The 8,584-nt window shown below is 72.8% G+C and carries 6 protein-coding genes; 3 read left to right on the top strand and 3 right to left on the bottom strand.

Annotation, left to right across the window (positions count from 1 at the left end):
* Nucleotides 1–263: 263 nt before the first annotated feature.
* Nucleotides 264–815: a MarR family winged helix-turn-helix transcriptional regulator gene (locus HTZ82_RS04540; RefSeq protein ID WP_175407963.1), complete on the bottom strand. Its 552-nt coding sequence runs from the start codon at nucleotides 813–815 to the stop codon at nucleotides 264–266.
* A 143-nt stretch (nucleotides 816–958) separates the two neighbouring features.
* Here HTZ82_RS04540 and HTZ82_RS04535 point away from each other — a divergent pair, with 143 nt between their 5' ends.
* The gene (locus tag HTZ82_RS04535) at nucleotides 959–2,248 is read left to right on the top strand and encodes an MFS transporter (RefSeq protein ID WP_175407965.1); all 1,290 of its coding nucleotides are present in this window, start codon (nucleotides 959–961) and stop codon (nucleotides 2,246–2,248) included.
* A gap of 135 nt (nucleotides 2,249–2,383) precedes the next feature.
* On the opposite strand, the gene HTZ82_RS04530 is transcribed toward HTZ82_RS04535, so the two are convergent.
* A complete protein-coding gene (locus tag HTZ82_RS04530) occupies nucleotides 2,384–4,174 on the bottom strand; it encodes an ATP-binding SpoIIE family protein phosphatase (RefSeq protein ID WP_175407962.1) in 1,791 nt (596 codons plus the stop codon).
* A 107-nt stretch (nucleotides 4,175–4,281) separates the two neighbouring features.
* The gene (locus HTZ82_RS04525) at nucleotides 4,282–5,841 is read right to left on the bottom strand and encodes an NAD(P)/FAD-dependent oxidoreductase (RefSeq protein ID WP_175407961.1); all 1,560 of its coding nucleotides are present in this window, start codon (nucleotides 5,839–5,841) and stop codon (nucleotides 4,282–4,284) included.
* Nucleotides 5,842–6,420: 579 nt separating this feature from the next.
* Here HTZ82_RS04525 and HTZ82_RS04520 point away from each other — a divergent pair.
* Nucleotides 6,421–7,182 (top strand): TetR/AcrR family transcriptional regulator, encoded by a 762-nt coding sequence (locus HTZ82_RS04520; protein WP_175407964.1) that lies wholly within the window; start codon nucleotides 6,421–6,423, stop codon nucleotides 7,180–7,182.
* Between the two features lie 347 nt (nucleotides 7,183–7,529).
* A partial coding sequence (locus HTZ82_RS04515) for a sigma-70 family RNA polymerase sigma factor (RefSeq protein WP_175407960.1) occupies nucleotides 7,530–8,584 on the top strand: 1,055 nt, incomplete at its 3' end.

Below are 8,584 nucleotides of genomic sequence, written 5' to 3'. Positions count from 1 at the left end.
TCCTTTCGGGCCTGATTCCCAGTCAGCGGGATTTGCCTTCACGACCCTGCGGCCGTTCCGACGTCCAAACCTTAGCTGATTTCCCGGGGCAACTCATAATCGAGTCCGTGGAATGAATTCCGGCATGCCGAAATGCGTCCCGGTCGGGATGTCGTGCTGGGTTTGGTTGGCCGCTGGTGCGGCAGACGGCTGCCACAGAACCGTTCCGGCTCCGTGACAACCCGAAGAACTTTACGGATCGGGTGGACCCGTGTCAACCCCGGTCAGTCGAGGTCCGTGAGGCGGCCGCCGGCGTCCGGCTGGGCGTCCTCCACGCGGCGCAGCAGGCGGGTCAGCAGCTCACCCAGCACGCCGCGCTCCTGGCTGGAGAGGTCCTGGAGCAGGTCCTCCTCGAACGTGGTGGCCATGCGCATGGCCTCCAGCCATTTGGCGCGGCCCTCGTCCGTCAGCTCGACGATCACGCGGACGCGGTTCTTCTCGTCACGGTCCCGGGTGACGAAGCCCTCGCCGGCCATGCGGTCGATGCGGTGCGTCATGGCGGCCGGGGTGAGGCCCAGGCGCTTGGCGAGGTCGCTGGGGCCCATGCGGTAGGGGGCGCCGGAGAGGACGAGGGTCTTGAGGACCTCCCACTCCGCGTTGCTGATGCCCAGCTCGGCGACCTGGCGTCCGTACGCGACGTTCATACGGCGGTTGAGTCGGCCGAGGGCCGACACGACCTGCTCGACCTGGGGGTCGAGGTCGCGGAACTCGCGCTGATAGGCGGCGATCTGCTCGTCGAGGCTGGGCTCGACGCTCGGCTCCTGGGGCTCGGACATGCGGAGGAGTATTCCACGGCTTCAGTTGGCGTCGAAGTCCTTCGATGTGTACAGTCAAGATTCGAAGTTTAGTGTTGAAGTCTTCAGGGTTCAGCCCTACGGATTCGAAGTGGGTGAGTGTGACCAAGGCGAAGGGCGCAGCGATGCGCCGGATCCAGGCAGGCAACGCGCTGAGCGCGTTCGGGCTCGGGTTCACCGTCCCGTACCTCTATGTCTATGTCGCTCAGGTGCGCGACCTGGGCGCCACCACGGCCGGTGCCGTGCTGGCCGTCTTCGCCATGGCCGCTCTCGCCGTCCTGCCGTTCACCGGCCGGACCATCGACCGGCGCGGGCCGCTCCCCGTTCTCGTCGGCGCCGCCCTGCTGGCCGCGCTCGGGGCGCTCGCCATGGGTGTCGCAGGCAGTGTGCCGACCGTGGTCGGTGCCGCGGCCCTGCTCGGTGCCGGTACGGCCGTGATGCAGCCGGCGCTCGCCACGATGATTGTCTGGTGCTCGCCGGCCGACAGCCGCACGCGCGCGTTCGCCCTGCAGTTCTTCCTGCAGAACCTTGGCCTCGGCATCGGTGGCCTCATCGGCGGCCAGCTCGTCGACGAGAGCCGCCCCGGCAGCTTCCTGCTGCTCTTCTCCATCGAGGCCGCCATGTTCCTGGTCCTCGCCGGTATCGCCGTCACCGTCCGCATGCCGGCCACCCCCGCCATCGCCGACGCGCGGCCCGGCAACGCCGCCGCGCAGGGCGCCGGTGGGCTGCGGGCGCTGCTCGGGCACCGGGCGATGGTCCAGCTCTGCGTCCTGGGGTTCGTGCTGTTCTTCGCCTGCTACGGCCAGTTCGAGTCGGGTCTCGCGGCGTACGGCACCGAGGCCGCCGGGATCGAGCCGTCGACGCTCGGCATGGCGCTGGCCGCGAACACGGCCGTCATCGTCGTCGCCCAGTTCCTGGTGCTGCGGTTCGTGGAGCGGCGCCGGCGCACGCGTGTGATCGCGGGCGTGGGTCTGATCTGGGCCGTCGCGTGGCTGATCGCCGGGTACGCGGGGCTCGGGCACGGCAGCCAGGCCATGGCGACGGCCGCGTTCATCACGACGTACGGGCTCTTCGGGCTCGGCGAGGCGATGCTGTCGCCGACCGTGGCGCCGCTGGTCGCTGACCTCGCCCCGGAGGCGATGGTCGGCCAGTACAACTCGGCGTTCGCGCTGGTCAAGCAGCTCGCGCTGGCCGTCGGACCGGCCGTCGGCGGGCCCATGGGGGCCGCGCTGCACGGTCCGTACATCGTGACGTTCGTGCTGTTCTCGCTCGGCATCAGCGTGCTGGCGCTGCGGCTCGGCCGCGGGCTGACGACCGCGCAGGACCACCCGTACCTGGCGGCGCGGTCCCGTGTCGTCGCCCAGCACCGGCCCGAGGGGCCGGCCAAGGAGCGGGTGGTGGAAGCCGCCGTCTGAGCGCGGCGGCCCCCTCGGGAGCCGCCGTACGAGCTGCCGCCCGACTGGTCCAGCGGTCGCGGCGGCGCGACTGCCCTGCCGGGCCGGCCATGCAGGGGGCCGGCCCGGCAGGGCGAACCTCCACGCCCGCCCGAACTAGCCCGGCAGGGCGAACTCGCACCACACCGCCTTGCCGCCACCCGGCGTACGGCGGCTCCCCCACGACGAGGCGATCGTCGCGATGATCGAGATGCCGCGGCCCGCCTCGTCCTCCGTCTCGGCGCGGCGACGGCGCGGCAGATGGTCGTCCCCGTCCGTCACCTCGATGATCAGCCGCCGGTCCGTACGCCGCAGCCGCAGCCGCATCGGCGGCGTGCCGTGCTGGAGCGAGTTCGCGACGAGCTCGCTGGTCGCCAGGACACCCAGGTCGCGTAGCTCCACCGGGAACCGCCAGCTCGACAGCACCCCCGATGCGAAGGCACGCGCGCGTGGCGCCGCCTCCACACCGCCGAGCAGATCCAGCGCCGCGTTGTGGAACAGCTCCGCGTCCGCACCCGTACGGGACGGGTGCTGGAGAACCAGGACCGCCACGTCGTCGTCGTGCTCCGCGGTCACGCCCAGGGAGCGCAGCAGCCGGTCGCACACCACCTGCGGCGTGCCCGTCGCACCCGCCAGGGCACGCTCCAGGGACGCGACGCCCTCGTCGATGTCCTCCCGGCGCCGCTCGACCAGGCCGTCCGTGTACAGCACCGCCGTGGAACCGGGCGGCAGGGCGATCGTCCCGGACGTGTGCAGCCAGCCGCCCGTGCCCAGCGGCGGGCCCGTCGGGTCCTCGGCGCGGCGCACCGACCCGTCCTCGTCCCTGACGAGGATCGGCAGATGCCCCGCCGACGCGTACACCAGGCGGCCCTCGTTGGGGTCGTGGACCGCGTACACGCACGTGGCGATCTGGCTGGCGTCGATCTCCGCGGCCAGGCCGTCCAGCAGCTGGAGGACCTCGTGGGGCGGCAGGTCCAGGCGCGCGTAGGCCCGCACCGCCGTGCGCAGCTGCCCCATGACGGCCGCCGCGCGCACGCCCCGCCCCATCACGTCACCGATGACGAGAGCCGTGCGGCCCGCGCCCAGCGTGATCACGTCGTACCAGTCGCCGCCGACCGCCGCGTCCGTACCGCCCGGCTGGTACGTCGCCGCCACGCGCAGGTCGTCCGGCTGCTCCAACTCCTGCGGCAGCAGCGACCGCTGCAGGGTCACGGCCGTCTCCCGGTGACGGCGCTCGCTGGCGCGCAGCCGCTCGGCGGCCTCCGCGTGGTCGGTGACGTCCGCGGCGTGCACCAGGACACCGCCGCCGCGCCCGCCCTCCGCGGATGCGGCGGCGGACACCGCCGCCGACGGGTCGGAGTGCCGGGCCGGCACGTCGACGGGCAGGCACGTCACCGTGTACGAGCCGCCTCCCCGCGTACGGCGGGACTTGACCGTGCGCTGCTTGCCGCTGCGCAGCACCTGGTCCATGAGCGGCAGCAGCCCCAGATCCGCCAGCTCGGGGCAGCTGTCGGCGACGGTGACGCCCGTGGCGCGGTGCCCGAACGCGGCGGCGTAGGCGTCGTTCACGTACGCGACGCGATGCTCCGCGCCGTACGTGAGCGCGACGAGACCGGGGAGGCGGCCGAGGATCTCCCGTACGGAGAAGTCCTCCAGGGCCGGCACGGGAGCGGGCTCCGGGGCGGTGGGCGCGGGCCGCGCCCCGCGCGCGGGTGCGTCCCCCTGTGCGCCGCCGGGCGGGGAGGCGTCGCCGTCGGCGCGCGCGTCCGGCTGCCGCGCGTACTCACCCCGCGCGGCGGGCACGGAGCCTTCCCCGCGCTGCGCCGGCGCGGCACCGTGCTCGGCCCTGCGCGCGGCGGCACGGCGCTGTGTACCGGGGAAGCGGGCGCTCCAACGCGTGAAGTTCACGGATCTCTATGCCTCGTGGTGTCGTTGCCGTGCGGAGTCACTCTGTGCAGGTGTGAGCCCACCTATGGTCACACGTCCAGTGTGACCGAACACACTGACAAAGGGCGTCAATCGGGAGTGGAGCCACCGTTCTTGGCGTCGCCCGTTCCTTCTGTGGCCCCGGTGTCTCCCGAGGCACGTGGGTCCGCTGAGTCTCCCGTGTTTCCGGTGCCTCTCGTGCCGCCCTGCGCCTCCGGGGAGTCCTTGGCGCCGGGAGACGAGTCGGCGGTGACGGCCGTATCGGGAGGGGGCGGTGGCGGCCCGGCGGCCATCTCGAACTCCGCACGCGGATGCTCCAGCGAACCGAGCGAGACGATCTCCCGCTTGAAGAGCCCCGCGAGCGTCCACTCCGCCATGACCCGCGCCTTCCGGTTGAAGGTCGGGATACGGCTCAAGTGGTACGTGCGGTGCATGAACCACGCCCAGTAACCCTTGAGTTTGCGGCCGTAGACATGCGCGACGCCCTTGTGCAGCCCCAGGGACGCCACGGAGCCCGCGTACGCGTGCGCGTACGCCTTGAGCGGCCGGCCGTGCAGCGACGCGGCCAGGTTCTCGGCGAGCACCTTCGCCTGCCGTACCGCGTGCTGGGCGTTGGGCGCGCACTCCTTGCCCTCTTCGCGCGCGGTGACGTCCGGGACGGCCGCGGCGTCGCCGGCCGCCCACGCGTGCTCGACGCCGTCGACGGTGAGGTGGGCGGTGCACTTGAGGCGGCCGCGGCCGTTGAGCGGCAGGCCGGTCGACGCGAGGACCGGCGCGGGCTTCACGCCCGCCGTCCACACCACCGTACGGGTCGGGAAACGCGAACCGTCGCTCAGCACCGCCACCCGGTCGACGCACGACTCCAGGCGCGTGTCCAGACGCACGTCGATGTTCCGCGCGCGTAGCTCCCGCACCGTGTACCGGCCCATCTCCTCGCCCACCTCGGGCAGGATCCGGTCGCTCGCCTCGACCAGCACCCACTTCAGGTCCGACGGCTTGATGTTGTGGTAGTACCGCGCCGTGTAGCGGGCCATGTCCTCCAGCTCGCCGAGCGCCTCCACACCGGCGAAACCGCCCCCGACGAAGACGAACGTGAGCGCGGCGTCCCGGATCGCCGGGTCACGGGTGGAGGAGGCGATGTCCATCTGCTCGATGACGTGGTTGCGCAGCCCGATGGCCTCCTCGACGGTCTTGAAGCCGATGCCGTGGTCCGCCAGGCCCGGCACGGGGAGGGTCCGGGAGATCGAGCCCGGGGCGAGCACCAGCTCGTCGTAGTGGACCTCCAGGGGTCCCGCGGCCTCCTCCTCGGAGGCGAGCGTGGTGACCGTCGCGGTGCGCTTGGCGTGGTCGACGGACGTCACCTCGCCGATGACGATCGTGCAGCGGGTGAGGACGCGGCGCAACGGCACCACGACGTGACGGGGCGAGATGTTCCCGGCGGCCGCCTCCGGCAGGAACGGCTGATACGTCATGTACGGGGCGGGTGTGACCACGACGACCTCGACCGCACCGCTCCTCATCTCGGCCTTCAGCAGCTCCTGGAGGTGCAGTGCCGTGTACATCCCGACGTAGCCGCCGCCGACGACGAGAATGCGCGCACGTGCCGGGGATTCGGCGGTCGGTCCCCGCGAGATTGCAGCCGTCACCATCCCATGACGCAACGGGCGCCGGTGTTTGTCCACAGGCTCGACGAATTGTGTGACAGGCGGAGCGGGGAGGCGCAGGGTGGCGTTTAACCTCGGGGGAGATGGATCTTCGCAGGTCAGAGGCGGGATGAGGGGTGCCTGGCGGGCGCTGAATCGGGAGTCTTCCGGTCCTTGCTCCGATCGGGGGGCGCACCGGACGGAACAGCCCCTTCTGAATTGACCCCGTCTCAACTATGTTCGTATCTCGTCGGGGAGTCGGAACGCTGCGTGTACGACCTGAGCGCGGACGGTACGAGGCCCCGGATGTCAGGGCGGGGAGTCTCCGGGGGGAGACGTCATAACCGGGGGAACGTTATGCATATTGAGGATTCGCACGGGCAGGCACGGACCGCGCAGGCCACGCCGAGCGCTCCGGGCACGTCGAGCACGTCGAGCACGCACACCGTGAGCAGCGGAAACACGTACGGCGCCGGAAGCGGCCGCGGCCCCGTGGGCGTACCCACGGGAGGCCACGCGCACGCCCACGCCCGCAGCCACACGGGGCGGGCGGCGACGGTCAGCGGGATCGGCACGTCGGGCTCCATGGGCGGACACGGCACGGCCGGCTCCACCGGTGGGGCCGCAGGAGCCGGCGGGACCGGTGGGACCGGTGTCACCGGTGCCGCCACACGGCCCACACCGCTGCGCGTGGACGCGCAGCGCAACCTCGAACACGTCCTGCGCGCGGCGCGCGAAGTCTTCGGCGAGCTCGGCTACGGCGCGCCGATGGAGGACGTGGCACGCCGGGCCCGCGTCGGCGTCGGCACCGTCTACCGGCGGTTCCCGAGCAAGGACGTACTGGTCCGTCGCATAGCCGAGGAGGAGACGGCCCGGCTCACCGACCAGGCGCGTGCGGCACTGGGGCAGGAGGACGAGCCCTGGTCGGCGCTCTCCCGGTTCCTGCGCACGTCCGTCGCCTCGGGCGCGGGCCGGCTGCTGCCGCCGCAGGTGCTGCGGGTCGGCGTGGACGTGGAGGACATCGCGCCCGAGCAGGCCCAGGACGACGCTCGGGTCCCGCAGCAGCGCGGCGCGTCGGCCGGACCCGAACTCCGGGTGATCGCCCCGCGCGCCGTACCGGCCGCCGAACTCGACGACGCCGGTGCTTCCGAGCTCCTCGACGTCGTGGGCCAACTCGTCCATCGCGCCCGCGAGGCCGGGGAGCTGCGCCGCGACGTGACCGTGGGCGACGTCCTGCTCGTCATAGCCACCGCGGCCCCGTCCCTCCCGGACGCGGCCCAGCAGAGCGCGGCATCGACACGGCTCCTGGACATCCTGCTGGAGGGCCTCCGCTCCCGGCCCGCGTAGCGAGGACGGCAGCGGTACGGACCCGGTGACCGCCCGGCCTTCCGGGCGGCGGCGTCACCGGCGGCCGGTCGCCAAACCCTTGCGGGCGGCGGCCCTGTGGCGGGTGCGCCCGCGCCGCTGCCACGCCACTGCCGGGCGGCGGCTGTGGGGCCGGTGCGCCGCGCCGCTGCCGGGCGGTAGCCACGGGTGCGGTCGCCGGGCCGGGCCGAACACATGGGCGTCGGGGCTTTCGTTCGGTATCGGTCCTCGGATGAGTGGTTGGAGGGCACACCCCGGCGGGAGGGTCGCTCCTCTGTGGCACGCTTGCTCAGTGTTCCGGTCTGAGCAGTGGTACGGGGGCGGTCGCGATGAGCGGTGACGATCGCGACGAGCCGCTGGGCGGCAATGACGCCCAGGAGGCGGCCGGTGAGCAGACCGCTCGGAAGGTGCCCGGCCAGGGCGGCCCGAGCGGACTCCGCGGAGCGCTCCCCCTGAACGAGCCGAGCGTTCCCCAGCAGCGGGCGCGGCGACGCGGCCGGCGTCGGCACGCGGCCGGGCCCGCGGCGGAGACAGCCGACGCGTTCGAGTCGGTGCTGCCGCCGCCCGTGGAACTGCCGCCGTCCGACGCGGAGCTGATCCAGCGCATGCGCGGCGGCGACGACACCGCGTACGAGGAGCTGTTCCGCCGGCACTCCGGGGCCGTGCGGCGCTACGCCCGCACGTGCTGCCGGGACCGGCACACCGCCGACGACCTGACGGCGGAGGTGTTCGCGCGGACGCTGCAGGCGGTGCGCCGGGGCTCCGGGCCCGAGCAGGCCGTCCGGGCGTATCTGCTGACGACGGTCCGGCACGTCGCCGCGGCATGGACGAAGTCGGCCAAGCGCGAGCAGCTCGTCGAGGACTTCGGGGTGTTCGCCGCGCAGGCGGCCAGGGTGTCCGAACTGTCCGACGACGACACGGTCGAACTGGGCGCCGATGTACGGGCCATGCAGGAGGCCGAGCAGTCGCTGGCCATGCAGGCGTTCCGGTCGCTGCCGGAGCGGTGGCAGGCGGTGCTGTGGCACACGACGGTCGAGGAGGAGTCACCGAGCAAGGTCGCGCCGCTGTTCGGGCTGACCGCCAACGCCACGGCGGTACTGGCCAGCCGGGCACGGGAGGGGCTCAAGCAGGCGTATCTGCAGGCACATGTGAGCCAGGCCCTCACCGCCGGCGGTGACTGCGCGCGGTACGCGGACCGGCTGGGCGCGTACGCACGGGGCGGGCTGCGGATGCGGGCCGAGCGGGGGCTGCGCAAGCACCTGGAGGAGTGCGCGAAGTGCCGGCTGGCGGCGGGCGAGCTGGAGCAGGTCAACGCCGGGATCCCGGCGCTGCTGCCGGTCGCGGTCATCGGCTGGGTCGCTGCCGGGTTCTCGCTCAAGGCGGC

Source organism: Streptomyces sp. TRM64462 (genome assembly GCF_013362995.1).
GTDB lineage: Bacteria > Actinomycetota > Actinomycetes > Streptomycetales > Streptomycetaceae > Streptomyces.
Note: the sequence above shows the minus strand (reverse complement) of the source record. Positions and strands in the feature narration are given on the sequence as shown.

Excerpts from the sequence above, each read along its gene's own strand:
- HTZ82_RS04535 (WP_175407965.1), top strand. The coding sequence starts at position 959 with ATGCGCCGGATCCAGGCAGGCAACGCGCTGAGCGCGTTCGGGCTCGGG.
- HTZ82_RS04520 (WP_175407964.1), top strand. The coding sequence starts at position 6,421 with ATGGGCGGACACGGCACGGCCGGCTCCACCGGTGGGGCCGCAGGAGCC.
- HTZ82_RS04525 (WP_175407961.1), bottom strand. The coding sequence starts at position 5,841 with ATGGTGACGGCTGCAATCTCGCGGGGACCGACCGCCGAATCCCCGGCA.
- HTZ82_RS04540 (WP_175407963.1), bottom strand. The coding sequence starts at position 815 with ATGTCCGAGCCCCAGGAGCCGAGCGTCGAGCCCAGCCTCGACGAGCAG.